We start from the raw sequence: 26649 nt of genomic DNA, 5'->3' as shown, positions 1-26649 counted from the left end.
GCGTCCCGCTGCCTATGTTCCGTCGTCAGAAGCGGGACCCCGGCCTGGGGCCGGGGTGACGACGGTCGATCAAATCAGGCGAACGTCTTCGCGAACGCGTCGAGCGCGCTCTTCACGCCGGCCTTGGCGTCGTCGCCCAGGTCGCGGCTGTCGCGGATCTTCGCCAGCGTGTCGCCATGCTGGTCGCGCATGAAGGCGAGCATCGCCGCCTCGTAGCGGACCACGTCCTGCACCGGCACGTTGTCGAGATAGCCGTTGGTCCCGGCGAAGATCGACACCGTCTGCTCCTCGAACGGCAGCGGCGAGAACTGCGGCTGCTTCAGCAGCTCGGTCAGGCGCGCGCCGCGGTTCAGCAGCTTCTGCGTCGAGGCGTCGAGGTCCGAGCCGAACTGCGCGAACGCCGCCATCTCGCGATATTGCGCCAGCTCGAGCTTGATCGAGCCCGACACCTTCTTCATCGCCTTGGTCTGCGCCGCCGAACCCACGCGGCTCACCGAGAGGCCGACGTTGATCGCAGGGCGGATGCCGGCGAAGAACAGGTCGGTTTCGAGGAAGATCTGGCCGTCCGTGATCGAGATCACGTTCGTCGGGATGTAGGCCGACACGTCGCCCGCCTGCGTCTCGATGATCGGCAGCGCCGTCAGCGAGCCGTTGCCGTTGGCGTCGTTCATCTTCGCCGCGCGCTCCAGCAGGCGCGAGTGGAGATAGAAGACGTCGCCCGGATACGCTTCACGGCCCGGCGGACGGCGCAGCAGCAGCGACATCTGGCGATAGGCAACCGCCTGCTTCGACAGATCGTCGAACACGATGACGGCGTGCATCGCATTGTCGCGGAAATACTCGCCCATCGCGGTGCCGGTGTAGGGCGCGAGAAACTGCAGCGGCGCCGGATCGGACGCGGTCGCGGCGACGACGATGGAATAATCCATCGCGCCGTTCTCGGTCAGCGTGCGGACGAGCTGCGCCACCGTCGAGCGCTTCTGGCCGACCGCGACGTAGACGCAGTACAGCTTCTTCGATTCATCGTCGCCGGCGTTGACCGACTTCTGGTTGATGAACGTGTCGATCGCGATCGCCGACTTGCCGGTCTGGCGGTCACCGATGATCAGCTCGCGCTGGCCACGGCCGACCGGCACCAGCGCGTCGATCGCCTTCAGGCCCGTCTGCACCGGCTCGTGCACCGACTTGCGCGGGATGATACCCGGCGCCTTCACCTCGACGCGGCGACGCTCGGTCGACACGATCGGACCCTTGCCGTCGATTGGGTTGCCGAGGCCATCGACCACGCGGCCGAGCAGGCCCTTGCCGACCGGCACGTCCACGATCGTGCCGGTACGCTTGACGGTGTCGCCTTCCTTGATCTCGGCGTCCGAGCCGAAGATCACGACGCCGACATTGTCGGCCTCGAGGTTGAGCGCCATGCCCTGCACGCCGTTCGAGAACTCGACCATCTCGCCCGCCTGGACGTTGTCGAGCCCGTAGATGCGCGCGATGCCGTCACCGACGCTGAGCACCTGGCCGGTCTCGCTGACCTGGGCCTCGGTGCCGAAATTGGCGATCTGATCCTTGATCACCTTGGAGATTTCTGCGGCGCGAATATCCATTGCTCTTAGCCCTTCCCGACGGCGTCAGCCGTCAGCCTTTCGTCATCGCGCTGGCGAGCGCATTCAAGCGGGTACGGATCGAGGAATCGATCATCTGCGAGCCGATGCGCACGACCAGTCCGCCGAGCAGCGCCGGATCGATCGATAGATCGACCGAAACCTCGCGCCCCACGCGGCGGCGCAGCTGCTGCTTCAGCTCGTCGATCTGCTCGTCGGTCAGCGCGTGCGCGCTGGTGACCTCGGCGGTGACTTCGCCGCGATGCCGTGCCGCGAGCTGGCGGAACGCACGGATGATCGCGGGCAGCTCGGCAAGACGGCGGTTCTGCGCGAGCACGCCGAGGAAGTTGCGCGTCGTCTGATCGACGCCAAGCTCGTCCGCAGTCGACAGCACCGCCTTGCCGGCGGCGTCGCGTGCGACGACCGGCGAGGTCGTCAGCGCCTTGAAATCGTCCGACTGATCGAGCGCCGCGCGCACCTTGGCGAGGCTCGCCTCGACCGTGTCGATCGTCCGGCTCTGTTCGGCCAGGTCGAACAGTGCGGTCGCGTACCGACCGCCAAGGCTCGCCTGGACGCTGCCACCCAAAGTACCGCTGGAACCATCCACGCGAGTCGAATCCCCGTTCGCACAAAAGTGTGACCCCCATGCGAAAACACGGCGCACGATCGGCGCCGACGCTTGGGTTGGCGGGCGCGTAGCAAAGGGGTAGCCGGGATGCAACAATAGTGACGGAGGGGTGACGATGAACCGGAACGAAAACGACGCGGCACAGGCGGGCGAGACGATCCGCATGACGATGCGCGACGGCGCCGAGATCGCGGTCTATCACGCCAAGCCGCACGGCGAACGGCGCGGCGGTGTCGTGCTGCTGCAGGAGATCTTCGGCGTCACCGATCACATCCGCGAGATGGCGGACGATTTCGCGAGCGAGGGCTATGAGGTATTGTCGCCCGCGCTGTTCGATCGCGAGCACCCCGGGTTCGAGGCGAGCTATACCGGCCCGGACTTCGAACGCGCGGTGGAGCTGGCGCGCAAGCTCCACCCGTTCGATCTGTCGGTTGCCGATACGCAGACCTGCATCGACGCGCTGGCGGCCGAGGGCCCCGTCTTCGTCGTCGGCTATTGCTACGGCGGGTCGCTCGCCTGGGCGGCTGCCACCAAGCTCGAGCGCGTCGCCGCCGCCTCAGCCTACTACGGCAGCATGGTGCCGCAGATCGCCGCGGAAGCCGCGCCGCGCGTGCCCGTCATCGCCCATTTTGGTCGCTTCGATCACGGCATTCCGATGGAGGGCGTCGAGAAAGTGATCGCGAAGGATTTTCCGGTCGCCGCGATTTATGTCTACGAGGCGGGTCACGGCTTCAACTCGGATCGTCGCAAGGACTATCACGAACCCTCGGCTGATCTGGCGCGCGAGCGCACGCTGGCGCTGTTCCGTGCCAATGGCGGCTGATCGGGCGGCCGGCGCGCCAAGCGGTCACCGGCCAGCCGTTCGCGGATGCTTGCCTAGTAGAGGATCACTGCGCCCGTCCCCGCGCCTGCACCCCCGCGCGGCGCGCCTCGACCGCTTCCGGGGTCACCCCGCTATTCGCCGCTGAAGAGCGTTCATGCTCGAGCGCCATCGCCTCGCCGAACGGCCGTGCGAACCCGTCGTCGATCAATCTTTTGTAGGCGGTAATGAAGGCGGTGTCGACGGAGGCGATGTCCGCCGCCAGCTGCTGCGCGGTCGGCAGCAGCGCGTCGGCAGGCACCACGCGGTTGACGAGCCCCCAGCGCTCCGCCGTCGCCGCGTCGAGGAAATTGCCGCTGAGCGACAGTTCCTTGGCGCGCGAAATGCCGATGAGCCGCGACAGCTTCTGGCTCAATCCCCACCCCGGCATCACGCCGACGCGCGCGTGCGTATCCGCGAAGCGGGCGTTCTCGCTCGCGATCAAGATGTCGCAGGCGAGCGCGACCTCGAAGCCGCCGGTGATGGCGACGCCGTTGATCGCGCCGATCACCGGCTTGCTGCACAATTCGATCGCCTTGACCGGGTTCTCGTCCGCTCCGGTCGCATTGGCGGAGCCAAGCGCGCCGGGCTGGGAGCCGAGTTCCTTGAGATCGAGCCCTGCGGTGAAGGCCCGCGTCCCCGCCCCCGTCAGCACCACCGCACGAACGCTGTCGTCGCCATCGATCTGCGACATCACCTCATAGAGCCGCGTGCGTAGCGCCTTCGACAATGCGTTCATCGCCTCGGGGCGGTTGAGCGTCACCGTCGCGACGCCGTCCGCCTTTTCCATCAACACCAGGTCAGCCATTGGTCTCTCCCGTTTCGGCCGGCCGTCCCGCCGCCGGCGATTGCACGGCGTGTTTGGCGCATTCCCCGGCATCCTCCTAGCCGCGACATGCCGGCTCCATCTTCGATCGCTGTCGTTTTGAGCGCAAAGATTGGGATGCCCGCACATAGATGTCCGCTAAGATGGCGGCGATGAGCGACAGTATTGATCCAGACACCGCCTGGGCCGCGTTCGAAGCCCGCGATCGCCGCGCCGACGGCACCTTCGTCGGCGCCGTGCGGACGACGGGTATCTACTGCAAGCCGAGCTGTCCGGCGCGGCGCCCGCGGCGCGAGAACATGGCGTTCTACCGCGATCCGGCGGCGGCGCGCGCAGCGGGCTACCGCGCCTGCCTGCGCTGCCGACCGGACGAGACTGCGCGTGACACGGCGGCCGTCGCCGCGGCGATCGTGCTGATCGACAGCACCGAAACCGCCCCGTCGCTCGATGCGGTTGCGCGCCACGTCGGCTACGCCCCGCACCATTTCCATCGCCTGTTCAAGCAAGCGACGGGCGTGACGCCGGCAAGCTACGCGCGCGGGATCAAGGCCGACCGCGCCGCCCGGGCGCTGACCGACGGCGCTACGGTGACCGGCGCGGTCTATGCCGCGGGCTATTCGGCGCCGAGCCGCTTCTACGCCGACGGCGCCGTCCGGCTCGGCATGGCGCCGCGTGTCTGGTCGCGCGGAGGCGCGGGAACGACGATCCGCTGGACGATCGTCCCGACGGATCTCGGCTCGCTGCTGATCGCCGCGACCGCGCGCGGCATCTGCCGCATCGCCTTCGACGAGGACGGCGCCGCCCTGGCGCAGCGCTTCCCCGCCGCCCGGATCCTCGCCGACGACATCGCGCTGCAGGAGCTGGCGAACGAGGTCGTCGCGCTGGTCGAATCGCCGGCGCGGCACCACGATCTGCCGCTGGACGTACGCGGCACCGCCTTTCAGGAAGCGGTGTGGCAGGCGCTGCGTTCGATCCCCTCGGGCGAGACGCGCAGCTACGCCGAGCTCGCGGCGCTCGCCGGTCATCCGGGGGCGGTGCGCGCGGCCGGCAGCGCGTGCGGGGCGAATCACGTGCCGCTGCTGATCCCGTGCCACCGCGTGACGCGCAGCGACGGTGGCATCGGCGGCTACGCCTATGGCGCCGAGCGCAAGCGGGCGCTGCTCAACCGCGAGGTCGAGCGAAAAGGCGATTGATCGCCGGTTAAGCAATTCGCAAAAGGTGCAGCTTAGCGTGCCCGATCGACCATTAGGGAAGAACGATCGTGAGCGCATTCGGGCGTCGTAACGGGATCACAGCGGGCGCACGCCCCGGCTTCGGCGTCGCACGCCCGATGCAGGGCGGCACCGGGCGACCGGAGGGTGGCGAACAATTCCCGCCTATCGACACGCTCGCGCTTCCCGGTGAGATCGCCGCGCCCGATGCCGGCATGATCCCTGTTGGTCAGATCGACGCGATGCAGCGGCTCGCCGACCGTCAGGCATCATCGGGGGAGGCGGGCAATAGTCGCGTCGAGGGTTTCGAAGCGTCGATCCACAAGATCAAGGAACAGGTGCTCCCGCGCCTGCTCGAGCGCGTCGACCCGGAGGCCGCGGCAACGCTCGGCAAGGACGAGCTCGCGGAAGAATTCCGCCCAATCATCGGCGAGGTGCTCGCCGAACTGAAGCTCACCCTCAACCGCCGCGAACAGTTCGCGCTGGAAAAGGTGCTGGTCGACGAGCTGCTCGGATTGGGGCCGCTCGAGGAGCTGCTCGCCGATCCCGAAATCTCGGACATCATGGTCAACGGGCCCGAGCAGACCTTCATCGAAAAGAAGGGCAAGCTCCAGCTCGCCCAGATCCAGTTCCGCGACGAAGAGCATCTGTTCCAGATTGCGCAGCGCATCTGCAACTCAGTCGGCCGCCGCGTCGACCAGACCACGCCGCTCGCCGACGCCCGCCTCAAGGACGGCAGCCGCGTCAACGTGATCGTCCCGCCGCTCTCGCTTCGCGGCACCGCCATCTCGATCCGTAAATTCTCCGCCAAGCCGATCACGCTCGACATGATGGCGGGCTTCGGCTCGATGTCACCCAAGATGGCGACCGCGCTGAAAATCGCCGGCGCCTGCCGCTTCAACATCGTCATTTCGGGTGGCACCGGCTCGGGCAAGACGACGATGCTCAACGCGTTGTCTAAGATGATCGACCCGGGCGAGCGCGTGCTGACGATCGAGGACGCGGCCGAGCTTCGCCTGCAGCAGCCGCACTGGCTGCCGCTCGAAACCCGCCCCGCCAACCTCGAAGGTCAGGGCGAGATTTCGATCCGCGACCTCGTCAAGAACGCGCTGCGTATGCGCCCCGATCGCATCATTCTGGGCGAAATCCGTGGCAGCGAGTGTTTCGACATGCTCTCGGCAATGAACACCGGCCACGATGGCTCGATGTGCACGCTCCACTCCAACTCCCCGCGCGAGGCGCTGGCGCGTATGGAGAACATGGTGATGATGTCGGACATCAAGGTGCCCAAGGAAGCGATCAGCCGCCAGATCGCCGATTCCGTCGACATGATCATCCAGGTGAAGCGCCTACGCGACGGCTCGCGCCGCGTCACCAACGTCACCGAAGTGATCGGCATGGAAGGCCCCGTCATCGTGACGCAGGAGCTGTTCAAGTTCGAGTATCTCGACGAGAGCGCCGACGGAAAGATCATCGGCGAGTATCGCGCGATGGGCTTGCGCCCCTATTCGATCGACAAGGCCAAGCAGTTCGGGTTCGACCAAGCGTTCCTCGAAGCGTGCCTCTGATCGTCACACCTGACCGTCAGCGCTGATCGGGCACCGGCGCAGCCGCGTGCACGCACCCGACGCAGTGATGGCGGTTCTGCGCGACAGCCGGTAAGCGGGCGCGTGTTTCTCATCCCCATGCTCCTGTCGGCGCTCGCGCTGCCTGCCGCCCAGCCGGTCGGAACCGCGACTCTCGCCGCCGATGCGGAGACGCGCTGGGTGCCGTTCGATCTGACGCCGGGCAACCAGCTGCGCTTCACCATGGCGATCGACGGCCGCCCCGCGACCGCAATTCTGGATACCGGCGTCAGCTATTCGGTGCTGTCGCGTCGCTTCGCCACCGCCGCGGCTATGCCCGTGCGCCCAGGCGGCAGTGCGACCGCGATCGGCGGGCTGGTCGATATCGGCTGGGCCGGTACACGTACGGTGACGCTCGGCGGCGTTACGCGGCGAGGCGGCGGGCTAACCGTCGCGACCCTGCCCGCGCTCGCCACCGGCAGCGCGAAGGCAGTCGACCTTCTTGTCGGCCGCGATCTGACCGGCACCTATGCGCTCGACATCGATTATGCCAACCGCCGCTTCCGCCTGCTACCGAGCGGACGGATGCCGTTCAACGGCCGCACCGCGCCGCTCGCGATCTCGCGCGATCGGCTGGTCTACGTCAGCGAGATCACGCTCGGCGCCGCACGCCTGCGGCCGATGGTGGTCGATACCGGCGACGGATCGTCGATCACCGTCACCAGCGCCGGATGGGCGGCGGCGCGGCTTGCCAAGACGCCGACGACGACCGCGATATCGTTCGGCCTAGCCGGTGCGGTGACGAGTACGATCGGCATCGTCCCTGCGCTGACGCTCGGCCAACTGACGGCACGCTCGGTCGAGGTCCGCGTCGAGCCGGCCGGCGGCTTCTCCGAATCAATCGAAGTCGCGGGGCGCATCGGCTCGGGCTTCCTGCAGAACTATCGCGTCCTGCTCGACCCTGCCGCCGGCCGGATGGTGCTGAGCCCAGGCTCGACCGCCGACCAGCCGCCCGTGCGATCCACCAGCGGGCTTCTGGTCGGCGTCGACACCGATCGGCTGCGCATTCTCCATGTGATGCGCGGAGGGCCCGCCGCCGCGGCGGGATGGAAGGAAGGCGAGACGATCTGCACGATCGATGGCCAGCCGATCCCCGCCAACTACGGCAGCAGCACCCTAGCCACCTGGTCCGCGGGTACGCCCGGCCGTGTCGTCGCGCTGGGCCTGTGCGACGGGACGCAGCGACGGCTGACGCTGCAGCGCTTCTACTGACTATTGCTTGATTGCGAGGACGATCAGCACAAGCGCGGCGCCGATCGCTGCCAGCTGTACCGTGCGCCAATCGACGATCCCGACCGCATCCGGGTCGTAACGGCACGTGCGGCGGCGATCGCGCCACGCCGCGACCAGCGCCGCCGCCGTACACGATCCCGCCGCCCCCAGCAGCACCGCTTGCGTCGCCATCGACTTGCCTCCACACCCCGTGCCATCGCGCCGCTCAAACGTGGCGCACGACGAACCGGAGAGAGATAATGCGCCACGCCGCCATTGCGACCGTCCTTCTCGCCAGCGCCGCCACGCTGGGCGCCGCCCCTGCCGCACCAAAGGCGCCAAGCGGTGCCGTCGCCGCCGCGCTCAAGGATCCGCAGCGCAGCGCCGCGAACCGCGCGCGCGACATCTATCGCCATCCCGCCGAAACGCTCGCCTTCTTCGGCGTCAAACCGGGCGACACCGTGGTCGAATTTATCCCCGGCGGCGGCTGGTACACCGAGATCCTGGCGCCGATGGTCAAGGGCAAGGGGCGCTACGTGGCACTGGTGCCGAGCAACGCGGCCGATCGCACCAAGACGATGCTCGCGGGCAAGCAGGCATGGTTCGGCCCAACAACGGTCGCAACGATCGATCCCGCGACCGGCGCCAGCACGCTGCCTGCCGGCAGCGCCGACGTCGTGCTGACGTTCCGTAACGTCCACAACCTCCTGATGAACGACAATCCGGCCGCCGCGCCGGGCACGTTTGCGGCCTTCTACGCTGCGCTGAAGCCGGGCGGCGTGCTCGGCGTCGTCGATCACCGCCTGCCGGAAACGATGGACACCGCGCTTGAGAAGAAGAGCGGATACATCAAACGTTCGACGGTGGTTCGCCTCGCCGAGGCCGCGGGGTTCAAGCTTGCCGGCGAAAGCCAGGTCAATGCCAATCCCAAGGACACGCACGATCACCCCGGCGGCGTCTGGACGCTGCCGCCGACCTTCGCGCTCAAGGACGTCGATCGCGCGAAATACGCCGCCATCGGCGAGAGCGATCGTTTCACGCTGAAGTTCGTCAAGCCGAAGTGACGGCGTGACGAACCGTCTCCCGGCGTCGCCGCCGGGCGAAGGCGTCAACCGAGCTTGTCGACCTTGTCCTGCAGCTTGGCGAGTTCCGCCTTCAGCGCGGCGATCTCGTCGTCCTTGGTCGCGCTAACCGGCGCTGCTGGCTTCGGCTTGAACGCGCTGGTCGCGGCCTCGAACATCGCCATGTTGCGCTTCGCCATCTCGGCGAACGGCGAACCGGCGAACGCGCCCTCGACTGCCGACTTGAATTGCGCCTGGTTGCGGCGAAAGCTGTCCATCGACGCTTCGAGATAGCCCGGCACCATCGCCTGCATCGAATCGCCGTACATCGAGATCAGCTGGCGCAGGAAATTGACCGGCAGCATCGGTGTTGCGCCGCGGCCTTCCTCCTCCATGATGATCTGAGTCAGCACGTTATGCGTGATATCGTCGTCGGTCTTGGCATCGACGACTTTGAACTCGCGCCCCTCGCGCGTCATCGCCGCAAGGTGGTCGAGCGTGATGTAGGACGAACTTTCGGTGTTGTAGAGCCGCCGGTTGGCGTATTTCTTGATGATGACTGCCCCGGATCCGTCGTGCTGCTTCTTCATCGCAAGGCCCCACCCGTGAATGACAACGGGGCTATAGCATCGCATGCGGCGCTGCAACACGGACCGCGCCCGCTGCCGCTATTCCTCGACATGTTGCGCAGCGAAACCGCAACATCGCCGTCACGTCGCGCCGCGGCATTGGCCGGTCTGCGGCGCTATCAGACATATTCCCGAACGCCGCGTCGCTTGGCGTCGGCGAGGCGGCGGCAGGGCCGAGCGCGACTACGCGATTACGGTGGCGATGGGCGCCCCGTGATCTTCGTCCCCTCGCTGATCAATCCGCCGCACATCCTCGACCTCATCGACGGACGGTCGCTGCTGCGATGGATCGCGACGCAGGGGTTCCGCACGTGGCTGATCGATTGGGGAACGCCGTCTGCCGATGAGCACGCGATGGACGTCGGCGGCCACGTCGAGCGGCTGCTGCTGCCGATGATCCGCCGCTTCGCCCTGCCGCCAATCCTGGTCGGCTACTGCCTCGGCGGGACAATGAGCCTCGCGGCGGCTGCAGCCGGGCCGGTTGCCGGCGTCGCGACGATCGCGTCGCCATGGCGATTTGCGGGCTATGGCGAAGCGGCGCGGCGGGACATCGCGGCGCTGTGGCGGTCCGCACAGCCGGGATGCGCGTCGCTTGGCCTCGTACCAATGGAAGTATTGCAGACCGGCTTCTGGAAGCTCGATCCAGCGCGCACGATCGCGAAGTACGAGGCGTTCGCGACAATGCCCGATGCCGATGCGACGATGTTCGTCGCGATGGAGGACTGGGCCAACGCCGGCGCGCCGCTGACCTATGCCGCGGGCGCCGAACTGTTCGAGGACTTCCTCGCCCGCGACGTGACGGGGCGCGGCGAATGGCGCGTCGCCGGCGCGCCCGTCAATCCGCTCGCGCTCGCCTGCCCCGCTGCGGAGTTCGTGTCGCTCAACGATCGCATCGTGCCCGCCGCCAGCGCGATCGGACTAGCCGACCGGCGTGATCTGGGTGCCGGACACGTCGGCATGGTCGTCGGCAGTCGTGCCAAGGAGCAGTTGTGGGAACCGCTGCGGGATTGGCTGCGCAGCGTCGGGTGAATGATCAGGTCCAGCGGCGCTCGAAACGTGCGCCAAGGCCAGTGAGCAGTTCATACTGCGACACGCCCGATGCGGCAGACACCCGCGCGAGATCGGTGTCGAACGCAACCCACTCACCTTCACCAATCGGACAGTCGGTCACGTCCAGCGCCGTAAGATCCATCGATACGCGGCCGATCACCGGCACTGCGCTGCCACTGACGAACGCCGTGCCACGATCCGACAGCGCACGGCGATACCCGTCCGCATAGCCGAGGTTGACGATCGCCACGTCGCTGTCGCGGCGCGAGGTCCAGGTGGCATTGTAGCCGACGGGCGCGCCGGCCGGCACGCGGCGCACTTGCAGCACCTGCGCCTCGATCGTCACTACCGGCCGGATAATCGCGGCGAACTCGCCGCGCGACACGCCGCCGTAGAGCGCGAGCCCCGGCCGCGTGAGATCGAACGCGTAATCGCCGCCAAGCGCGATCCCGGCGGAGTTGGCAAGACTCAGCCGCCGCGCCGCCGTCCGCCCAGCCAGCCCGGCGAGCGCCTGGCGCTGCCGCGCGTTCATCGCCGCGTCCTCATCGGCGCAGGCAAGGTGGCTCATCAGGGTGTCGATCGTCAGCCCGTCGAGCAGCCCGGCGTGAACGTCAGCGGGAGAGATGCCGAGCCGGTTCATGCCGGTGTCGACCATCACGTCGCATGCCCCGCCCCCCGCTTCACGCCAGCGCCGCACTTGGGCCGCGGTATTGAGCACCGGCCGGGCGTGACCGTGCAGCGCCTGCTCCAAGTCCTCGGCACGAACGCCGTGGAGCACGCTCAGCGGCGCTTCGAGCTCGCCGAGTGCCGCTGCCTCGGCCCAGGTGGCGACGAAGAAGTCGCGGCAACCGGCAGCAGCGAGATGCGTCACGACGGCGCGGGCACCCAGGCCGTAGCCGTCGGCCTTCACCGCCGCGCCGCATGCCGCCGTGCCGCTCATGCGCGCCAGCGCACACCAATTGTCGACTAGTGCGGCTCGATCGAGCCGGAGGCGGCTGGGCGCAGTCATCCGCGGCGCCTTAGCCGCGGCGGCACGATCACGCCACCGTCGCGCGCCCTTGCGCATCGTCGCGCAGCCACACGAGGCACACGATCAGCGCGAGCAGCGTGATCGCCCAGGTATACCATAGCCCGGCGAACGGATTGCCCGTCTTGGCGACGATATACTGGCTGATGAACGGCAGAAATCCGCCGAAATAGCCGGTGCCCAGATGATAGGGGATGGACAGCGACGAGTAGCGGATCGCCGGCGGGAACATCTCTGCCAGCGCCGCCGCCACCGGGCCATAAGTGATGCCCGACAGGCCGGTGATCGCGAGAATGCCGAGCAGGATCAGCGCGACGTTGCCCGCGGACGGCGAAACCTTCGCCAGATCGTAGCCCGCCTGCGCGAGGGCGGCGTCGACCGCCTCGGGTGAGCGATCGGCGAGCGGCTGCGTCCCGATGGTGAGCGTCGTCGCCGGCGCCTCGGCCGTGGTGTACGGCACCCCTTTTTTTGACAGCGTATCAAGCAGCCGGCCGCACTCGGTCGCCTGCTTCGCCGCGAACGGGCTGTAGGTGCAGTCCGGGCCGGACACGACGACCGGCGATGCGCGCCCGGCCGCGGCGAGGGCCGGGTTGGCGGCACCGGCGATCAGCCAGAAGATCGGAAACAGGAAGATCAGCGTCAGGACATACCCGATGACGATCGGCTTCTTGCGCCCGATACGATCCGACAGCCGCCCGAAATAGACGAACCAGAACAGCCCCATCATCGCCCCGGCGCCGGACAGCAGCTGCGCCGTCGTTTCCTCGACGCGCATCGTCGTTTGCAGGAACGACAGGACGCTGAACATCGACGTGTACCAGATCACCGTCAGCCCGGCGGCGATGCCGATCAGCGCGACGAACATCCGCTTGATGTTGCCGGGATAGGTGAAGCTGGCGCGGACCGGGTTCTTCTCGATCTCGCCCGCTGCGCGCATCTTCTTGAACACGGGGCTTTCGGACAGCTTGACGCGCATCCACAGCGATATCGCGAGCAGCAGCACCGAGAAGAGGAACGGCAGGCGCCAGCCCCACGCGCTCCACGCGTCGGCCGGGATCAGCGCCTTGAAGCCGAGCACGACCGCGAGGCTAAGCACGAAGCCGCCCGCGACGCCCGCCTGGATGAAACTCGTGTAATAGCCGCTGCGGCCAGCGGGCGAATGCTCGGCGACATAGACCGCCGCCCCGCCATATTCACCGCCCAGCGCCAGTCCCTGCGCGATCCGCAGCAGGATGACGATGAGCGGCGCCGCCATGCCGATCGCGGCGTAGGACGGGACCAGGCCGACGCCAGCGGTCGCGATGCCCATCAGCGTGATCGTGACGAGGAAGGTGTATTTGCGGCCCAGCCGGTCGCCGAGATAGCCGAACACCACTGCGCCCAGCGGCCGGAACCCGAAGCCAACAGCGAAGCCGGCCCAGGCGAGCAGCGCTTGCACCGTCTCGTTCCCCGCGGGAAAGAAGGTGCGTCCGATCACCCCCGAGGCGGCGAGCGTGCCGTAGATGAAGAAATCATACCATTCGAACACGGTGCCGAGCGCCGACGCCGATATCACCAGTCGAATGTCGCTCGGCGCCGGCTCGCCCGCTACGCCGTCTGCAGCCATCGTCATGCACGCCCCTCCCTTGCCGTTCGTCTAGCGCAACGGCGGAAGGCGGCAAGCGGCTCGATCGCGCCGCCCTTGTGGCCGCGCGATCGGCAAAGTCAGTCTTTCAGGCCGGCGGGCACGACGCCGCCGTTCTTCTCCAGCTCGCGCATCACCGCCTTGTGGAGCCAGATGTTCATTTCCGCCGACCCGTCCTTGGCGCCCGTGTAGCCGAGCTCGGTCGCCAGTTCCTTGCGGTTGTCGAGGCTCGAATCGATGTCGAGCAGCTTCATCAAGTCGACGATCGAGGTTCGCCAATTGAGCTGCGGGCCGCCGCGCTTCGCCGCGATATCCGTCAGCACCTTCTCGACGTCCACCGCCGCAGCAGCGGGCGACGGCTGCGCCGGTGCCGCTGCCGGCGACTGCTGCGGTGCGGGCGCCGGTGCAGGCGTCGGACGCGACTGCGGCGCGGGCGCCGGTGTCGCCTGTGGATTTGGTGCAGGCGCCGGCTTGCCTGAGAACTGTCCGCCAAGCGGCCCGCGATCGCCGAAGATCGCCTTCTTGATCGCACCGAAAATGCTCATGCCGTCGCTCCTGTATATGGGATGCGAGCGAAACGCGGCACGGCATCGTTGGTGCCGTTACTGATGGTACCACCTGGGGCTGATCAGCCGACCGCGATGATCTCGATCGCGTCTTCGCGCCCGTTGAAAGCGACGAGCTCGCCCTCCCCCGCCCCAATCATCGCGCGGGCGAGCGGTGCGGAGAACGAGACGAGGCCGGCGGCGGGTTCGGCCTCGTCGTCCCCGACGAGCGTGATCCGCTGCTCCTTGCCGTTGAGCCGAAACGTCACACTGCTGCCGAAGGCGACCTCGTCGGCGGGCGGTGGCGGCGCGAGGATCGCGGTCGCGCGCCGCGTCACCCAGTAGCGCAGCTCGCGCGCGATCTCGGCCGTGCGCGCCTCGTCGGCGGCGAGCCGCTCGGCCTCGAGAGCGGCGATCCGCTCGTCAATCAGCTCCTGCCCGCGCGCAGTGACAAGGTTCGGCCCCGCCGGCAGCGGCAGTTCGAAGCGCGGTTCCTTGTGCTCCTCGTCGCTCTCTCGGCGGAAGGCGACGCTCATGCCTTGCCCTGCGCCGTCTTGATGATCGCGGAGAAATCGAGATTATCATGCTCGGTGGCGAACGCCTCGTAGAGCTCGGTCGCGCGCGTGCCGAGCGGCAGCGTCGCGCCGGCTTCCGCTGCCGCCGCCATTGCAAGCCGCAGATCCTTCAGCATCAGCGCGGCGGCGAACCCGCCCTGATAGTCGCGGTCCGCCGGGCTTTCGGGGCCCACGCCCGGGAGCGGGCAGTAGCTCGTCATCGACCAGCTCTGCCCCGTCGCCTTGCTCGAAATATCGTAGAACACCTGCGGATCGAGCCCGAGCTTCTCAGCAAGCGCGAAACCCTCGCACGTCGCGATCATCGTGCCGGCGAGGATCAGGTTGTTGCACATCTTGACCGCCTGACCCGCGCCGCTCGCGCCGGCGTGGATCACCGCCTTGCCCATGTCCTCCAGGAACGGCTGCGCGCGGCGGAAGCCGGCATCACTGCCGCCCACCATGAAGGTCAGCGTCCCGCCGTTCGCCGCTGCGATCCCGCCCGACACCGGCGCGTCGACCGCCTCTAGCCCCTTGGCCGCCGCGTCGCTCGCCAGCTGGCGCGCGGTTGCGACGTCGATCGTCGAGCAGTCGATCAACACGGCGCCAGGCGCGGCGTGCGGGAAGACGGCGTCGGTATAGACGCCGGCGACGTGTCGCCCAGCGGGCAGCATGGTGATAATCGCCTCGGCACCGTCCGCCGCCGCGGCCGCATCGGCAACCGGCAGGCAGCCTGCCTGCCTCGCGCGCGCCAGCGCCTCTTCACTCAGGTCGAAGGCGTGAACGTCATGCCCGTTCTTTGCGAGGTTCGCGGCCATGCCGCCGCCCATGTTGCCGAGCCCGATGAAACCCACGCGTGCCATTACCCAATTCCTTCAACATGCTTGCGGCGCAACCAACCGAGGAACGCGCCAAGGGCCGCGATGCCCGCAGCCGCAACGAACGCGAGCAGCCCCGCACCGTAGACGCCGCGCGCGTCCGCCATAAACCCGGCCATCGCGATGACCGCCAGCACCGCCGGCAGGATCGCCACCAGCATCGCGGCGACCAGCGGGTGCAGCCGCGTCCAGCGACCCGCCGCCACGCCCGAAGCGGCGATCACCGCCGCGCCTACCAGCAGGAGTTCGATCAGCGTCCCTTCCACACCCCGGCGCGCTTCTCGATGAACGCCGCCATGCCCTCGGCCTTGTCCTCGGTCGCGGTCAGGATCTGAAAGAGGCGGCGCTCGGTCAGGATGCCCTGCGCGAGGTTGGTCTCGAACGCGGCGTTGACCATCTCCTTGTTCACCATCGCAGCCATCGGCGGCATGCCGGCGATCAGCTCGGCGGTCTTGAGCGTCTCGTTGAGCAGATCTCCGAGCGGCACCACCTTTGCGACAAGCCCACTGCGTTCCGCTTCGGCGGCGTCCATCATCCGGCCGGTCAGGCACATTTCCATCGCCTTGGCCTTGCCGATCGCGCGCGTCAGCCGCTGCGATCCGCCCATGCCCGGCGCGACACCGAGCTTGATTTCGGGCTGGCCGAACTTGGCGGTGTCGGCCGCGTAGATGAAGTCCGCCATCATCGCGAGCTCGCACCCGCCACCGAGCGCGAAGCCGTTCACCGCCGCGATCCACGGCTTGCGCGTCGCGACGACGCCGGTCTGCCAACCGGCGAAGAAATCCTGCAGGAAGAAATCGGCCGCCGCCATGTCCGCCATCTGCTTGATGTCGGCACCCGCCGCGAACGCCTTCTCGCCTGCGCCGGTGAGCACCAGGCAGCGCTGGCCAGGATCCTGATCATAGGCGCCGAACGCCGCGGCGAGATCGGCCAGCACGTCCGAATTGAGCGCATTGAGCGACTGCGGGCGATTGAGCGTGACGAGCGTCACCGCGCCGCGCTGCTCGACCAGGATATTGGCATAATCGGACATCGATTGTCTCTCCCGTTGCCGCCCCGGATCAGCGCAGGGGCGGCGCTTCAGTGTTATTAGGCCGGCGACCACGCCTCGGCATCGGGCAAGGGCGCAAAGATCTGGTCGATCACGTGATCGCTGACCCCCTCCGGCGTCGCCGGATCCCAGCGCGGCGCATTGTCCTTGTCGACGATCACCGCGCGCACGCCTTCGAGGAAATCGTGCCGCTGCACGACGCGCGCGCCGACGGCATATTCCTGACGCATCTCGTCCTCGAACGTCGACATCGAATTGCCGTCGAGGAGCAGCTTGAGGCTGACCTTCATCGTCTGCGGCGACTTGGTGCGAAGCGTCGCCAGCGTATCGCGCGCAAAATCGCTGCCGTCCGCTGCCAGCGCGTCGAACACGTCCTCCAGCCGGTCAGACGCAAACAGCCGATCGATCTCGGCGCGATGTTCGAGGATCGCGGCGCGACCCGGATCGACCGATAGGTCCGTGAGGATCGCTTCGATCCGCGTCGGCTCCGCGGTGATGCACCGCTTCGCCTCGTCCACCTTCTCGGCGGGCACGAAGTGCGTTGCGAGGCCGAGCGCCAACGTCTCCGCACCGTCGAGCCGGTGCCCGGTCAGCGCCAAATATTGCCCGAACCGCCCCGGCAGGCGCGACAGATACCAGCCGCCGCCGACGTCGGGGAACAGGCCGATCCCGGTTTCAGGCATCGCGAACTTCGTATTCTCGGTCGCGACGCGGAAGCGGCATGGCTGCGACAGGCCCACCCCGCCGCCCATCGTGATCCCATCCATGAACGCGATCGTGTCCTTGGCGTAGGTGAACAGGCGGTGGTTCATGCGATATTCGGTGTGGAAGAACGCGCGCGCTTCGGCGCCGTCCTTCGCCCCGCTATCTGCCAGCATGCGGATGTCGCCGCCCGCGCAAAAGCCGCGCCCCTCTGCATGGTCGATCACGATCGCCTGCACGGCCGTGTCGGCGCGCCACGCCTCGAGTGCGGCGAGCAAGCCCTCGCACATCGCGGTGTTGAGCGCATGGATCGCCTTGGGCCGGTTGAGGCGGATGCGGCCGATGGCACCCTCAGTCGTGACGATTAGATCCTGGCTCATGCTGGTTCCTTCCGCCCCGCTCACTGCCGCGTCAGCTCGCGCCCGACGATCATCCGCATCACTTGGTTGGTACCCTCGAGGATCGAGTGGACGCGAAGGTCGCGCCAGAAACGCTCGACCGGATAATCCATCAGATAGCCATAGCCGCCGTGCAGCTGCAGCGCGCGATCGACCACCAACGACCCAGTATCGGTCGCCAGCCGCTTCGCCATCGCCGCGAAGCGCGTCTTGTCGGGCGCGTTCGCGGTTACCTTGGCGGCCGCGACGTAGAGCAGGTAGCGCGCGGCCTGCAGCTCGGTATCCATGTCGGCCAGCGTGAATTGCGTGTTCTGGAAATCGGCGACCGGCCGCCCGAACTGCTGGCGATCCTTGGTATAGGCGATCGCCTCGTCGAGGCAGCGCTGCGCGCCGCCGAGCGAGCAGGCGCCGATGTTGAGCCGCCCGCCGTCGAGACCCATCATCGCGAAGCGGAACCCCTCGCCTTCCTGCCCGACGCGATTGGCCACGGGCACGCGCACGTTGTCGAAGATAACCTGGCGCGTCGGCTGTGCGTGCCACCCGAGCTTGCGCTCGTTCGCGCCAAAGCTGACGCCCGGCGTATCCTTATCGATGACGAGGCACGAAATCCCCTTTGGCCCGTCCGCCCCGGTGCGCACCATCGTGACGTAGACTTCGTTCTCGCCTGCGCCCGAGATGAACTGCTTGGTCCCGTTGACGACGTAATGATCGCCGTCGAGCCGCGCGCTCGTCTTGAGCGCGGCGGCATCCGATCCGGAGCCCGGCTCAGTCAGGCAGTAGCTCGCCATCCGCTCCATCGTGACGAGGTCGGGGAGGTAGCGGCCCTTGAGATCGTCCGACCCGAAGCGATCGATCATCCACGACGCCATGTTGTGGATCGAGATGAACGCGCTCGTCGCGGGGCAGCCATAGGCCATCGCTTCCATGATCAGCGCCGCCTCGAGCCGGCCGAGGTTGATCCCCCCGCTCTCCTCGCTGACGTAGATCGCGGCGAAGCCGAGCTCGGCCGCGGCCTTGATCGTGTCGCGCGGGAAGATGTGCTGCTCATCCCACTCGGCCGCGAACGGCGTGATGCGATCGGCGGTGAAGCGGCGCGCGAGTTCCTGGATCTCGCGCTGGTCGCCCGTCAGATCGAACTGGGCGGTTGGGTCGGACTGGTCGGTCATGGGAACTCTCTAACGGAAGACGACGGTACGCGCACCATTGGCAAGGACGCGGCGCTCGGCGATCCAGCGCACCGCGCGCGCGAGCACCTGCGCCTCGATGTCACGCCCGGTGGCGATGAACTCCTCGACGGTCGCGCGGTGGTCGACGCGCTCGGCCGCCTGCTCGATGATCGGCCCCTCGTCGAGATCGGTGGTGACGAAGTGTGCCGTCGCCCCGATCAGCTTCACGCCACGCGCATGCGCCTGGTGGTAAGGCTTGGCGCCCTTGAAGCTCGGGAGAAAGCTGTGATGGATGTTGACACAGCGCCCGGCGAGCGCCGCGACAAGATCGGGCGACAGCACCTGCATGTAGCGCGCGAGGACCAGCAGATCCGCGCGCGCCTCGTCGAAAATCGCGCGCAGCGCCGCCTCCTGCGCGCCGCGGTTCGCGGCCAACACCGGCAGGTGATGAAACGGCACGCCGTGCCACTCGGCGAGTTTGCGCAGTGTCTCGTGGTTCGAAACCACCGCGACCGGATCGATCGGCAGCGCGCCGATCGACCAGCGATGCAGCAGATCGTTGAGGCAGTGCGACGTCGTCGAGCAGGCGATCACCACGCGCGGGCGGTGATCGGCGGGCACCAGCGTCCAATCGAAGCCAAAGCGCTCGGCGACGATCGACAGCGCATCGCGCACGTCCGGCCCCGCGAAGACGACGCGCATGAAGAAGCGCCCGCTGTCGAGATCGGCATATTGCTGACTGTCGAGAATGAAGCCGCCGGCGTCGGCGAGCGTGCCCGTCACCGCGGCAACGATCCCGCCGCGGTCCTGGCACGAGAAGGTGAGAATCCAGCTTGCCTGCGTCACCGGGCGATCACGCCGCACAACGCGTGTAGCGAAGCGTCTGCCCATCGGCGACGCGGGTCAGCGCATTGCCATTGTCCTCCAGCACCAGCGGCGTCTCCTGCGTCCATTCCTGTCCCTCGCCGCTGAACGCGAGGCTTGCGCGCAACTCGGTCGGCGAGACGGTGGCGAGCTTGGCGATCGTCGCGCGCGATTCGTAGAAGGTGAGACGATCGGCCTCGACCGTCATCAATCCCTTCGCGTCGCCGCGCGTCGACGTGCAATCCGCCGGCACGAGTCCCCAGCGCCCGAGAAACGCGGGCGGCAGGCGGCCGTTGATTGCCGCCACCGCGACGTCCGCAGCGTCATCGCGTGGCGCCGGATCGATCGCGTTAACGACGTTGAACGTGCCGCCCTCCTCGATCACGGTCTCGTTGCGCTGCTCGGGCATCGGAATTTCGCATGCCGAAACCAGCGCCGCCACCGCAGCGATCGCGAACAACGTCGCCTTTCTGTCCATCATGGATCTCCCGCCACACTGCGCCCGACGCGGCTATGCCATCGTCGGCCGGATCAGCCCATCGTCGGGATCACGAACGCGTCCTGGATACGGCTCGGCCCGCCGTCCTCGCTGCCGCGCGGCAAATCGCTGCTGCCGTCGGGCCAGCGCTGCGTGACGGTCTTGACCTTGGTCCAGAACTTCACGCCTTCCATGCCGTGCTGGTTGGTATCGCCGAACGCCGAGCGCTTCCAGCCACCGAAGGTGTGGTAGGCGACCGGCACCGGAATCGGCACGTTGATGCCGACCATGCCGACGTTGACGCGCGCGGCGAACTCACGCGCTGCATGGCCGTTGCGCGTAAAGATCGCGACGCCGTTGCCGTATTGATGCTCGCTCGGCAGTCGCACCGCGGTCTCGAAATCGGGTGCGCGGACGATCTGGAGGACGGGGCCGAAGATCTCTTCCTTGTAGGCGCTCATCTCAGGCGTGACGTGATCGAACAGGCTCGGCCCGATGAAGAAGCCCTCCTCATGCCCCTGCAGCGTGAAGCCGCGTCCGTCAACAACGAGCTCCGCGCCTTCGTCGACGCCGGTCTGGATCCAGTTCTCGACGCGCTGCCGGTGCGCCGCGTTGACGACCGGGCCGTAATGCGCCTCCGCGTCGGTCGACACGCCGACGCGCAGCGCCGCGATCGCGGGGATCAGCTTCTCACGTAGCGCCACCGCGGTCTTCTCGCCGACCGGCACCACCACGGGCAGCGCCATGCAGCGCTCGCCCGCGGAACCGAAGGCGGCACCAGAAAGATCGGCGACGACCTGATCGAGATCGGCGTCGGGCATGACGATGCCGTGGTTCTTCGCGCCGCCCATCGCCTGCACGCGCTTGCCCGCCGCGACGCCGCGACGGTACACGTAATGCGCGATGTCGCTCGAGCCGACGAAGCTGACCGCGCTGATCGCCGGATGATCAAGGATCGCGTCGACCATCTCCTTGTCGCCCTGCACCACCTGCAGGATACCCTCGGGCAGCCCCGCCTCGCGGAACAGCTCGGCGAGCCGCACGGGCACGCTCGGGTCGCGCTCCGACGGCTTAAGGATGAAGGCGTTGCCCGTCGCGATCGCGACGCCGCTCATCCACAGCGGGATCATCGCAGGGAAGTTGAACGGCGTGATGCCAGCGCCGATGCCGAGCGGCTGGCGCATCGAGTAAACGTCGATCCCCGGCCCCGCCCCTTGCGTATACTCGCCCTTCAGCACGTGCGGGATACCGCAGCAGAATTCGATCACTTCCAGTCCGCGCTGGATATCGCCCTTCGCGTCGGCGATCACCTTGCCGTGCTCGCTGCTGAGCAAGTGCGCCAGCTCGTCCATGTTGGCCTCGACCAGCGCCTTGAACGCGAACATCACGCGTGCGCGCCGCTGGGGATTCGTTGCCGCCCATGCCGGCTGCGCCGCCTGCGCTGCTGCAATCGCGCGGTCGAGATCGGCCTGCGTGCCCAACGTCACCGTCGCCTGCACGCGGCCGGTGTTTGGATCGAACACCTCGGAGGTACGGCCGCTGCCCGCGCCGCCCGAACCGACGATGTGGTGATCGATGACACGCATGGGGCTCTCCGGTGATTGTTCGCGCGACTTGTAGCCCAGCGGCGTTTCTGCATACAAGCGCGTGATTTCGCAATGCGTGAATGCATTTTTGCAGCCATGCGGGGGCTGAGCGCTTGAAGAACTGGGACGATCTTCGCGTGTTCCTATCCGTCGCGCACGCCGGCAGAGTTGCGGCGGCCGCGCGCGCGCTCGGCATCGACACCACCACCGTCGCGCGCCGGCTGCAGCGGCTCGAGGCGGCGGTCGGCCAGCCGCTGTTCGAATCGATCGGCGGCGAACGGCGGTTGAGCGACGCCGGGCAGAAGCTGCTCGGCCATGCCGAGGCGGTCGACGCCGCGATCCTCTCCGCGACGGAGGGCGAGCGCGGCGGCGGTATCGCGGGGCACGTGCGGCTCAGCGTCGCCGAGGGTCTCGCGACGCACGTCCTCGCCCGCCGTCTGCCGGCGCTTCAGTCCGCGCATCCGAGGATTCGGCTCGATCTGATTACCGCATCGGGCTTTCTCGATCCGTCGAAGCGCGAAGCCGACATCGCCGTCATGCTTGCCCGCCCGCGCAACCGCCAGTTGATTGCGGGCAAGCTCGCCCACTATCGCCTGCGCCTCTACGCCGCGCCGGCCTATCTCGCCGCCCATGGCGTGCCGGCAGACCGGCAGTCGCTCGAACGCCACATCCTGCTCGGCTACGTGCCCGAGCATATCCATGCGCCCGAGCTCGATTACCTGTCGGAAGTGCACGACGGGCTCGTCGCGCGACTGCGCTCGACCAGCATCAACGTGCAGCACGCAATGGTACGATCGGGCGCCGGGATTGGCATCCTGCCCGACTTCGTCGCCGCGAGTGACACGGCGTTGGTGCCCGTGCTACCCAACGATGTCGCGCTGTCGCGCACCTTCTGGCTCGTCACCCACGCCGACGGACACGCTGCGCCACGTATTCAGGCGGTCAGCCATTGGCTGCGCGATACCGTGATCCCTCCCGCCTGACGGCGCGACCGTCGCGCCGGCACTTGCCGCCTCAGGCTGCGGCGGGCATGACGCGCTGCCGAGCGACGGCGAGGAGGTGACGATGACCGACAAGCGCGAACCGCCGCTTCAGGAACCGCCCCCGCCCGACATGCCGCGACCTGGCGACCCGTCTCTGTTCGTCGACCGGCCCGAACGCGATCCCTATCGCGGTCACCTCGTCTTCGTCGCGATCGCGCTGCTGATCATGCTCGTCGCCTGGTGGGGCTACTAAGCGACTTTCTGCGCCGGTGGATCGCGCACCACCTCGGGCAAGATAGCATCGAGCAGCAGCATGCCGGCCTCCGTGATCCGCAGCCGGTCGCCTTCGCGCACGATCAGCTCGGGCAGGCGCGCGATCGCCGCCTCATCGATGACGCCGGCGATATTTGTCTCGCCGAGCGCGGCGACGCGGCGCAGATCGACGCCCTCACGCAGTCGTAGCCCCATCAGCAGCGCCTCCGATGCACGCGTCTGCGGCGCGAGCGGCTCCTCCGCCTCGGTCCCGTGGCCGTTGCGCGCCACCGCCGCGAGCCAATTTTCGGGCTTGCGCCGCCGCGTCGTCGCTACGCCGATGCGCCGCCCGTGCGCGCCAGGCCCGATCCCGGCATAGTCGCGATAGCGCCAATAGGTCAGGTTGTGCCGGCTCTCGGCGCCCGGTTTCGCGTGATTGCTGATCTCATACGCCGGCAGCCCCGCCGCCGCGGTGATCGCGCGCGTCGTTTCGAACAGCGTCGCCGCCGTATCCTCATCAGGGATCGTCAGCCGCCCCGCCGCCGCCTCGGTGAAGAAGCGCGTCCCCGGCTCGATCGTCAGCTGGTACAAGGACAGATGCTCGGTGCCCAAACCGATCGCGCGGCGAAGTTCCGCCTCCCATGAGGCGATCGGCTGGCCGGGCCGGGCATAGATCAGATCGAAGCTGACGCGCCGGAACACGTCCTGCGCCACCGCCAGCGCCGCCAGCCCCTCGTCGACGCCGTGCGCGCGCCCGAGGAACTGAAGTGCCGCGTCGTCGAGCGCTTGGAGCCCGAGCGAGGCGCGGTTGACGCCGGCGGCGGCAAGGTCCGCGAACCGCGCCGCCTCGACCGACGAGGGGTTCGCCTCCAGCGTGATCTCGATATCGGGCGCGAACCCCCACGCGCGCTCGGCCGCCGTCAGCACTGCGGCGACGGTGGCGGGCGGCATCAGCGACGGCGTGCCGCCGCCGAAGAAGATCGAGCCAAGCCGCCGTCCGGGCAACATCGCCGCCTCATAAGCGAGGTCGGCGAGCAGCGCGTCGCGCCACGCCGCCTGATCGACCGACGCACGCACGTGGCTGTTGAAATCGCAATACGGGCACTTGGACACGCAGAATGGCCAGTGGACGTAGAGCGCCAGCGGATCGTCGATCGCGTGATCGTTCGGCGCGCGATCGATGGCCGGTGCATTGTTGGAAAGCATGGTCAGGCCGATATGGCGGCGATGTCGCCGCACCGCTACCTCCTTCCCCTCGCCCTGATCCTGACGGGATGCGCACAATCGCCCGATCCCGGCCCCGAACGAATCGTCGAACAGCGCGCAACCGACGCGTCGGCACCACGCGGCACAGCGCTGCTCCGCGACACGATGATCGGCGCGCACAATCGCGCCCGTGCGGCCGTGAATGTCCCGCCGCTGGTGTGGGACGATCGTCTTGCAGGCTCGGCGCGTGCCTATGCCGAGGAGATGGCGCGCACCGGCCGGTTCGCGCATGCCGACCAGCCGCACGGCCCGCTGCGCGAGGGCGAAAACCTGTGGACGGGTACACGCGGCGCCTATCGCTACGACGAGATGATCGGGCACTGGGTCGCCGAACGACGCGATTTCGTTGACCGCCCGACGCCGGCGTTCAGCCGCACCGGCCGTTGGGAGGACGTCGCGCACTATACCCAGATCGTCTGGCGCAACACGCAGCGCATCGGCTGCGCGATGGCCTCGACCGCGACCGACGATTATCTCGTCTGCCGCTACAGCCCGGCCGGCAATGTGGTCGGGCAACGGGCGTTTTGATGCTGCGGGAACTAGTTATTTTTTGAACTTGGCAAAGCGTACAGTCCGCTTTCGCCCAACAGCGCACGTCTTCCCAGTCAATGTTGCCAGGTTTTATCCACGTTGACCCCCTTCAAGAAAGCGTTTGCCACGGTACAAGCGTGGCCTTCCAAGGCGCCCATGAAATACGGTGGCACCGTCGTTCTATCGCCCTGAATGTATGAAACCGTCACCGTCCGAATCGCTACTCCACCGTACATGTACGACACGAGCCACTGATTGTTGTCGCGGGCAACGTAAAGAAGGACCTTACCGATTTTGGATCTCGGTCCGACGACATCACCGAAGGTGAGACCTTTTTTCGTTCTTGGATAAATCGCGCCAGCTCGCTTCATGATATCCGTCCTAATCTCTGCCGGAAGTGCGTTCATGTTCTCGAAAAACGTCACGGGTCGGATCAGGGAGCAGTTCTCTAGCGGGTGAAATTGAGCCTGCGCTAGCGCGAGTGTAGCGAGCATGGCGGACATCGCGATTCTCCTTCAGGGACTTCGCTGTCAATCTGGCGAAAAGTAACTAATGTTACTTCCCTCCCGATCCGAGACATCCGCGATATGGTCGGGCATTTGTGAATCCAGACGATTTGCAGCCCCTTATGGCAGACGTCCATCGCTCCCTCAAAACGCAGCCTTTCTCGCCCCGTCCGTCGCTCAGAAGACCGCGGCCACCATCTGGCGGAAGGCGTCCGCGCGATGGCTGATCGCGTGTTTCGCGTCCTCCTCCATCTCGCCGAACGTCTCCGCGGCGCCATCGGGCAGGAACATCGCGTCGTAGCCGAACCCCTTGTCGCCGCGCGGCGGCCAGACGAGCGTGCCGTCAACGCGGCCCTCGAACCATTCGACATGCCCGTCAGGCCAGGCGAGTGCGAGCGCGCAGACGAAGTGCGCGTCGCGCGGCGCGTCTTCTATCTCGCCCAGCTTCGCCTCGACGCGGCGCATCGCCTCGGCGAAGTCCTTGCCCTCGCCCGCCCAGCGCGCCGAGAAGATGCCGGGGTCGCCGCCCAATGCCTCGACGCACAGGCCGCTGTCGTCGGCCAGCGCCGGCAGACCCGACAAATCGGCCGCAGCGCGCGCCTTGAGCTCGGCGTTCATCACGAAGGTGGTGCCCGTCTCCTCGGGTTCGGGCAGGTCGAGCTCGGCCGCGGACACGACGTCGAGCCCGCGCCCCTCGAGCAACGCAGCGATCTCGCGCACCTTGCCCGGATTGTGGCTGGCGATCACCAGCCGTCCCGGTTGCAGCTTGCGGATCGCCTGCGGCGCGTCCCCCTCACCGCTCATCGGCCGACCGCCTTGGCCTGTGCCGCGAAGATATCGGTGCAGCCGATCCGCGCCAGCCGCAGCAGGCGCAGCAGCGCTTCCTCGTCATAGGTCGCGTGCTCGGCGGTCGCTTGCGCTTCGGCGATATTGCCGTTCTCCAGCAGCACGAAATTGCCGTCGGCGTCGGCGTTTGAGTCCTCGATATAGTCGAGGTCGAGCACCGGCTGCCCCTGGTAGATCCCGCAGCTGACCGCGGCGACCTTCTGCGCGATCGGATCCTTGTCGATCTTGCCGGCCTGCATCAGCCCATCGACCGCGAGCCTGAGCGCGACCCACGCGCCCGAGATCGACGCGGTGCGCGTGCCGCCGTCCGCCTGGATCACGTCGCAGTCGAGCACGATCTGCCGCTCGCCAAGTGCCGCCATATCGGTGACGGCGCGCAAGGAACGGCCGATAAGCCGCTGAATTTCCTGCGTCCGCCCCGATTGCTTGCCTTTAGCGGCTTCGCGGCTGCCGCGGGTATGCGTAGCGCGCGGCAGCATGCCGTATTCCGCCGTTACCCAGCCCTGCCCCTTGCCACGCAGGAACGGCGGCACGCGCTCCTCAATGCTCGCGGTGACGAGCACCTTGGTATCGCCGAAGCCGATCAGCACCGAACCTTCGGCGTGGCGGGTGAAGTTCGGCTCGATGCTGATGGCGCGCATCTGGTCGGGCGCACGGCCGCTGGGACGCATGAAATATTTCTCCTGGATAGGC

Annotated in this window: 30 protein-coding genes; 9 read left to right on the top strand and 21 right to left on the bottom strand. The window is 67.5% G+C overall.

Annotation, left to right across the window (positions count from 1 at the left end; genetic code table 11):
* Window positions 1-74: 74 nt before the first annotated feature.
* Window positions 75-1604, bottom strand: coding sequence for a F0F1 ATP synthase subunit alpha (gene atpA, locus B7L05_RS05530; protein WP_085809261.1), 1530 nt, complete (start codon window positions 1602-1604; stop codon window positions 75-77).
* A gap of 31 nt (window positions 1605-1635) precedes the next feature.
* Complete coding sequence (locus B7L05_RS05525; RefSeq protein WP_256926629.1) at window positions 1636-2187, bottom strand: F0F1 ATP synthase subunit delta; 552 nt, start codon at window positions 2185-2187, stop codon at window positions 1636-1638.
* Window positions 2188-2344: 157 nt separating this feature from the next.
* Here B7L05_RS05525 and B7L05_RS05520 point away from each other — a divergent pair, with 157 nt between their 5' ends.
* Window positions 2345-3052: a dienelactone hydrolase family protein gene (locus B7L05_RS05520; protein WP_085809259.1), complete on the top strand. Its 708-nt coding sequence runs from the start codon at window positions 2345-2347 to the stop codon at window positions 3050-3052.
* A 64-nt stretch (window positions 3053-3116) separates the two neighbouring features.
* On the opposite strand, the gene B7L05_RS05515 is transcribed toward B7L05_RS05520, so the two are convergent.
* Entirely contained in the window at window positions 3117-3896 is a 780-nt protein-coding gene (locus tag B7L05_RS05515; protein WP_144037149.1) for an enoyl-CoA hydratase, read from the bottom strand.
* 170 nt (window positions 3897-4066) lie between these two features.
* Here B7L05_RS05515 and ada point away from each other — a divergent pair, with 170 nt between their 5' ends.
* The 3 genes from ada (at window position 4067) to B7L05_RS05500 (ending at window position 7962) form a co-directional block, all read left to right on the top strand.
* Window positions 4067-5107: a bifunctional DNA-binding transcriptional regulator/O6-methylguanine-DNA methyltransferase Ada gene (gene ada / locus B7L05_RS05510; protein ID WP_085809374.1), complete on the top strand. Its 1041-nt coding sequence runs from the start codon at window positions 4067-4069 to the stop codon at window positions 5105-5107.
* A gap of 68 nt (window positions 5108-5175) precedes the next feature.
* Window positions 5176-6693, top strand: coding sequence for a CpaF family protein (locus B7L05_RS05505; RefSeq protein WP_085809257.1), 1518 nt, complete (start codon window positions 5176-5178; stop codon window positions 6691-6693).
* A gap of 102 nt (window positions 6694-6795) precedes the next feature.
* Window positions 6796-7962, top strand: coding sequence for an aspartyl protease family protein (locus B7L05_RS05500; protein ID WP_256926624.1), 1167 nt, complete (start codon window positions 6796-6798; stop codon window positions 7960-7962).
* On the opposite strand, the gene B7L05_RS05495 is transcribed toward B7L05_RS05500, so the two are convergent.
* Entirely contained in the window at window positions 7963-8154 is a 192-nt protein-coding gene (locus B7L05_RS05495; protein ID WP_085809255.1) for a hypothetical protein, read from the bottom strand. It lies immediately after the preceding gene.
* A 68-nt stretch (window positions 8155-8222) separates the two neighbouring features.
* On the opposite strand from B7L05_RS05495, the gene B7L05_RS05490 reads away from it, so the two are divergent.
* The gene (locus tag B7L05_RS05490) at window positions 8223-9026 is read left to right on the top strand and encodes a class I SAM-dependent methyltransferase (RefSeq protein ID WP_085809254.1); all 804 of its coding nucleotides are present in this window, start codon (window positions 8223-8225) and stop codon (window positions 9024-9026) included.
* 44 nt (window positions 9027-9070) lie between these two features.
* On the opposite strand, the gene phaR is transcribed toward B7L05_RS05490, so the two are convergent.
* Window positions 9071-9613 (bottom strand): polyhydroxyalkanoate synthesis repressor PhaR, encoded by a 543-nt coding sequence (gene phaR / locus B7L05_RS05485; RefSeq protein WP_085809253.1) that lies wholly within the window; start codon window positions 9611-9613, stop codon window positions 9071-9073.
* Window positions 9614-9865: 252 nt separating this feature from the next.
* Here phaR and B7L05_RS05480 point away from each other — a divergent pair, with 252 nt between their 5' ends.
* Window positions 9866-10681, top strand: a complete 816-nt coding sequence (locus B7L05_RS05480; RefSeq protein WP_307718253.1) for an alpha/beta fold hydrolase — start codon at window positions 9866-9868, stop codon at window positions 10679-10681.
* Window positions 10682-10685: 4 nt separating this feature from the next.
* Here B7L05_RS05480 and alr read toward each other — a convergent pair whose 3' ends face one another.
* The 12 genes from alr to B7L05_RS05420 form a co-directional block, all read right to left on the bottom strand.
* The gene (gene alr / locus B7L05_RS05475; RefSeq protein WP_085809372.1) at window positions 10686-11711 is read right to left on the bottom strand and encodes an alanine racemase; all 1026 of its coding nucleotides are present in this window, start codon (window positions 11709-11711) and stop codon (window positions 10686-10688) included.
* Between the two features lie 28 nt (window positions 11712-11739).
* Window positions 11740-13335 (bottom strand): MFS transporter, encoded by a 1596-nt coding sequence (locus B7L05_RS05470; protein ID WP_085809370.1) that lies wholly within the window; start codon window positions 13333-13335, stop codon window positions 11740-11742.
* Between the two features lie 98 nt (window positions 13336-13433).
* Entirely contained in the window at window positions 13434-13898 is a 465-nt protein-coding gene (locus tag B7L05_RS05465) for a DUF3597 domain-containing protein (protein WP_085809250.1), read from the bottom strand.
* A gap of 83 nt (window positions 13899-13981) precedes the next feature.
* Entirely contained in the window at window positions 13982-14434 is a 453-nt protein-coding gene (locus B7L05_RS05460; RefSeq protein ID WP_085809248.1) for a GreA/GreB family elongation factor, read from the bottom strand.
* Entirely contained in the window at window positions 14431-15312 is an 882-nt protein-coding gene (gene mmsB, locus B7L05_RS05455; protein ID WP_085809247.1) for a 3-hydroxyisobutyrate dehydrogenase, read from the bottom strand. The genes B7L05_RS05460 and mmsB overlap by 4 nt, the downstream gene beginning before the upstream one ends.
* Entirely contained in the window at window positions 15312-15593 is a 282-nt protein-coding gene (locus tag B7L05_RS05450; RefSeq protein ID WP_085809246.1) for a hypothetical protein, read from the bottom strand. Before B7L05_RS05450 ends, mmsB begins: the two co-directional genes overlap by 1 nt.
* On the bottom strand, window positions 15578-16360 hold the full coding sequence (locus B7L05_RS05445) for an enoyl-CoA hydratase-related protein (RefSeq protein WP_085809245.1): 783 nt from the start codon (window positions 16358-16360) through the stop codon (window positions 15578-15580). The genes B7L05_RS05450 and B7L05_RS05445 overlap by 16 nt, the downstream gene beginning before the upstream one ends.
* 56 nt (window positions 16361-16416) lie before the next feature.
* A complete protein-coding gene (locus tag B7L05_RS05440; protein ID WP_085809369.1) occupies window positions 16417-17460 on the bottom strand; it encodes an enoyl-CoA hydratase/isomerase family protein in 1044 nt (347 codons plus the stop codon).
* Between the two features lie 20 nt (window positions 17461-17480).
* Entirely contained in the window at window positions 17481-18644 is a 1164-nt protein-coding gene (locus tag B7L05_RS05435; protein ID WP_085809244.1) for an acyl-CoA dehydrogenase family protein, read from the bottom strand.
* Between the two features lie 9 nt (window positions 18645-18653).
* The gene (gene purU, locus B7L05_RS05430; RefSeq protein ID WP_085809242.1) at window positions 18654-19535 is read right to left on the bottom strand and encodes a formyltetrahydrofolate deformylase; all 882 of its coding nucleotides are present in this window, start codon (window positions 19533-19535) and stop codon (window positions 18654-18656) included.
* Window positions 19498-19989, bottom strand: a complete 492-nt coding sequence (locus B7L05_RS17580; RefSeq protein WP_218775989.1) for a hypothetical protein — start codon at window positions 19987-19989, stop codon at window positions 19498-19500. The genes purU and B7L05_RS17580 overlap by 38 nt, the downstream gene beginning before the upstream one ends.
* 50 nt (window positions 19990-20039) lie before the next feature.
* The gene (locus tag B7L05_RS05420) at window positions 20040-21572 is read right to left on the bottom strand and encodes a CoA-acylating methylmalonate-semialdehyde dehydrogenase (RefSeq protein WP_085809366.1); all 1533 of its coding nucleotides are present in this window, start codon (window positions 21570-21572) and stop codon (window positions 20040-20042) included.
* Between the two features lie 113 nt (window positions 21573-21685).
* On the opposite strand from B7L05_RS05420, the gene B7L05_RS05415 reads away from it, so the two are divergent.
* Both B7L05_RS05415 and B7L05_RS17375 read left to right on the top strand, forming a co-directional pair.
* Window positions 21686-22555, top strand: coding sequence for a LysR family transcriptional regulator (locus tag B7L05_RS05415; protein ID WP_085809240.1), 870 nt, complete (start codon window positions 21686-21688; stop codon window positions 22553-22555).
* A gap of 82 nt (window positions 22556-22637) precedes the next feature.
* Complete coding sequence (locus B7L05_RS17375) at window positions 22638-22808, top strand: hypothetical protein (protein ID WP_179187131.1); 171 nt, start codon at window positions 22638-22640, stop codon at window positions 22806-22808.
* Here B7L05_RS17375 and hemW read toward each other — a convergent pair.
* The gene (gene hemW / locus B7L05_RS05410) at window positions 22805-24013 is read right to left on the bottom strand and encodes a radical SAM family heme chaperone HemW (RefSeq protein WP_085809364.1); all 1209 of its coding nucleotides are present in this window, start codon (window positions 24011-24013) and stop codon (window positions 22805-22807) included. The two genes, B7L05_RS17375 and hemW, sit on opposite strands and share 4 nt — an antisense overlap.
* A 12-nt stretch (window positions 24014-24025) precedes the next feature.
* On the opposite strand from hemW, the gene B7L05_RS05405 reads away from it, so the two are divergent.
* Window positions 24026-24601 (top strand): CAP domain-containing protein, encoded by a 576-nt coding sequence (locus B7L05_RS05405; protein ID WP_085809239.1) that lies wholly within the window; start codon window positions 24026-24028, stop codon window positions 24599-24601.
* A gap of 77 nt (window positions 24602-24678) precedes the next feature.
* Here the strand turns inward: B7L05_RS05405 and B7L05_RS05400 are convergent, their stop codons facing one another.
* From B7L05_RS05400 to rph, 3 genes are all read right to left on the bottom strand, one after another.
* Entirely contained in the window at window positions 24679-25107 is a 429-nt protein-coding gene (locus B7L05_RS05400; RefSeq protein WP_085809238.1) for a hypothetical protein, read from the bottom strand.
* A 180-nt stretch (window positions 25108-25287) separates the two neighbouring features.
* Window positions 25288-25914: an RdgB/HAM1 family non-canonical purine NTP pyrophosphatase gene (gene rdgB / locus B7L05_RS05395; protein ID WP_085809237.1), complete on the bottom strand. Its 627-nt coding sequence runs from the start codon at window positions 25912-25914 to the stop codon at window positions 25288-25290.
* Window positions 25911-26627 carry a ribonuclease PH gene (rph, locus tag B7L05_RS05390; protein WP_085809236.1) on the bottom strand — a complete coding sequence of 239 codons (717 nt, stop codon included), beginning with the start codon at window positions 26625-26627 and terminating at the stop codon, window positions 25911-25913. The genes rdgB and rph overlap by 4 nt, the downstream gene beginning before the upstream one ends.
* Between the last annotated feature and the right edge of the window lie 22 nt (window positions 26628-26649).

This window comes from Sphingomonas sp. TZW2008, from assembly GCF_002117915.1.
Taxonomy (GTDB): domain Bacteria; phylum Pseudomonadota; class Alphaproteobacteria; order Sphingomonadales; family Sphingomonadaceae; genus Sphingomonas.
This window is presented reverse-complemented; position numbering and strand designations above follow the sequence as displayed.

Coding starts and splice junctions, on each gene's coding strand:
- atpA (WP_085809261.1), bottom strand. CDS start 1,604: ATGGATATTCGCGCCGCAGAAATCTCCAAGGTGATCAAGGATCAGATC.
- B7L05_RS05520 (WP_085809259.1), top strand. CDS start 2,345: ATGAACCGGAACGAAAACGACGCGGCACAGGCGGGCGAGACGATCCGC.
- B7L05_RS05515 (WP_144037149.1), bottom strand. CDS start 3,896: ATGGCTGACCTGGTGTTGATGGAAAAGGCGGACGGCGTCGCGACGGTG.
- ada (WP_085809374.1), top strand. CDS start 4,067: ATGAGCGACAGTATTGATCCAGACACCGCCTGGGCCGCGTTCGAAGCC.
- B7L05_RS05495 (WP_085809255.1), bottom strand. CDS start 8,154: ATGGCGACGCAAGCGGTGCTGCTGGGGGCGGCGGGATCGTGTACGGCG.
- B7L05_RS05490 (WP_085809254.1), top strand. CDS start 8,223: ATGCGCCACGCCGCCATTGCGACCGTCCTTCTCGCCAGCGCCGCCACG.
- phaR (WP_085809253.1), bottom strand. CDS start 9,613: ATGAAGAAGCAGCACGACGGATCCGGGGCAGTCATCATCAAGAAATAC.
- alr (WP_085809372.1), bottom strand. CDS start 11,711: ATGACTGCGCCCAGCCGCCTCCGGCTCGATCGAGCCGCACTAGTCGAC.
- B7L05_RS05470 (WP_085809370.1), bottom strand. CDS start 13,335: ATGGCTGCAGACGGCGTAGCGGGCGAGCCGGCGCCGAGCGACATTCGA.
- B7L05_RS05465 (WP_085809250.1), bottom strand. CDS start 13,898: ATGAGCATTTTCGGTGCGATCAAGAAGGCGATCTTCGGCGATCGCGGG.
- B7L05_RS05460 (WP_085809248.1), bottom strand. CDS start 14,434: ATGAGCGTCGCCTTCCGCCGAGAGAGCGACGAGGAGCACAAGGAACCG.
- mmsB (WP_085809247.1), bottom strand. CDS start 15,312: ATGGCACGCGTGGGTTTCATCGGGCTCGGCAACATGGGCGGCGGCATG.
- B7L05_RS05445 (WP_085809245.1), bottom strand. CDS start 16,360: ATGTCCGATTATGCCAATATCCTGGTCGAGCAGCGCGGCGCGGTGACG.
- B7L05_RS05440 (WP_085809369.1), bottom strand. CDS start 17,460: ATGAGCCAGGATCTAATCGTCACGACTGAGGGTGCCATCGGCCGCATC.
- B7L05_RS05435 (WP_085809244.1), bottom strand. CDS start 18,644: ATGACCGACCAGTCCGACCCAACCGCCCAGTTCGATCTGACGGGCGAC.
- purU (WP_085809242.1), bottom strand. CDS start 19,535: ATGGGCAGACGCTTCGCTACACGCGTTGTGCGGCGTGATCGCCCGGTG.
- B7L05_RS17580 (WP_218775989.1), bottom strand. CDS start 19,989: ATGATGGACAGAAAGGCGACGTTGTTCGCGATCGCTGCGGTGGCGGCG.
- B7L05_RS05420 (WP_085809366.1), bottom strand. CDS start 21,572: ATGCGTGTCATCGATCACCACATCGTCGGTTCGGGCGGCGCGGGCAGC.
- B7L05_RS17375 (WP_179187131.1), top strand. CDS start 22,638: ATGACCGACAAGCGCGAACCGCCGCTTCAGGAACCGCCCCCGCCCGAC.
- hemW (WP_085809364.1), bottom strand. CDS start 24,013: ATGCTTTCCAACAATGCACCGGCCATCGATCGCGCGCCGAACGATCAC.
- B7L05_RS05405 (WP_085809239.1), top strand. CDS start 24,026: ATGGCGGCGATGTCGCCGCACCGCTACCTCCTTCCCCTCGCCCTGATC.
- B7L05_RS05400 (WP_085809238.1), bottom strand. CDS start 25,107: ATGTCCGCCATGCTCGCTACACTCGCGCTAGCGCAGGCTCAATTTCAC.
- rdgB (WP_085809237.1), bottom strand. CDS start 25,914: ATGAGCGGTGAGGGGGACGCGCCGCAGGCGATCCGCAAGCTGCAACCG.
- rph (WP_085809236.1), bottom strand. CDS start 26,627: ATGCGTCCCAGCGGCCGTGCGCCCGACCAGATGCGCGCCATCAGCATC.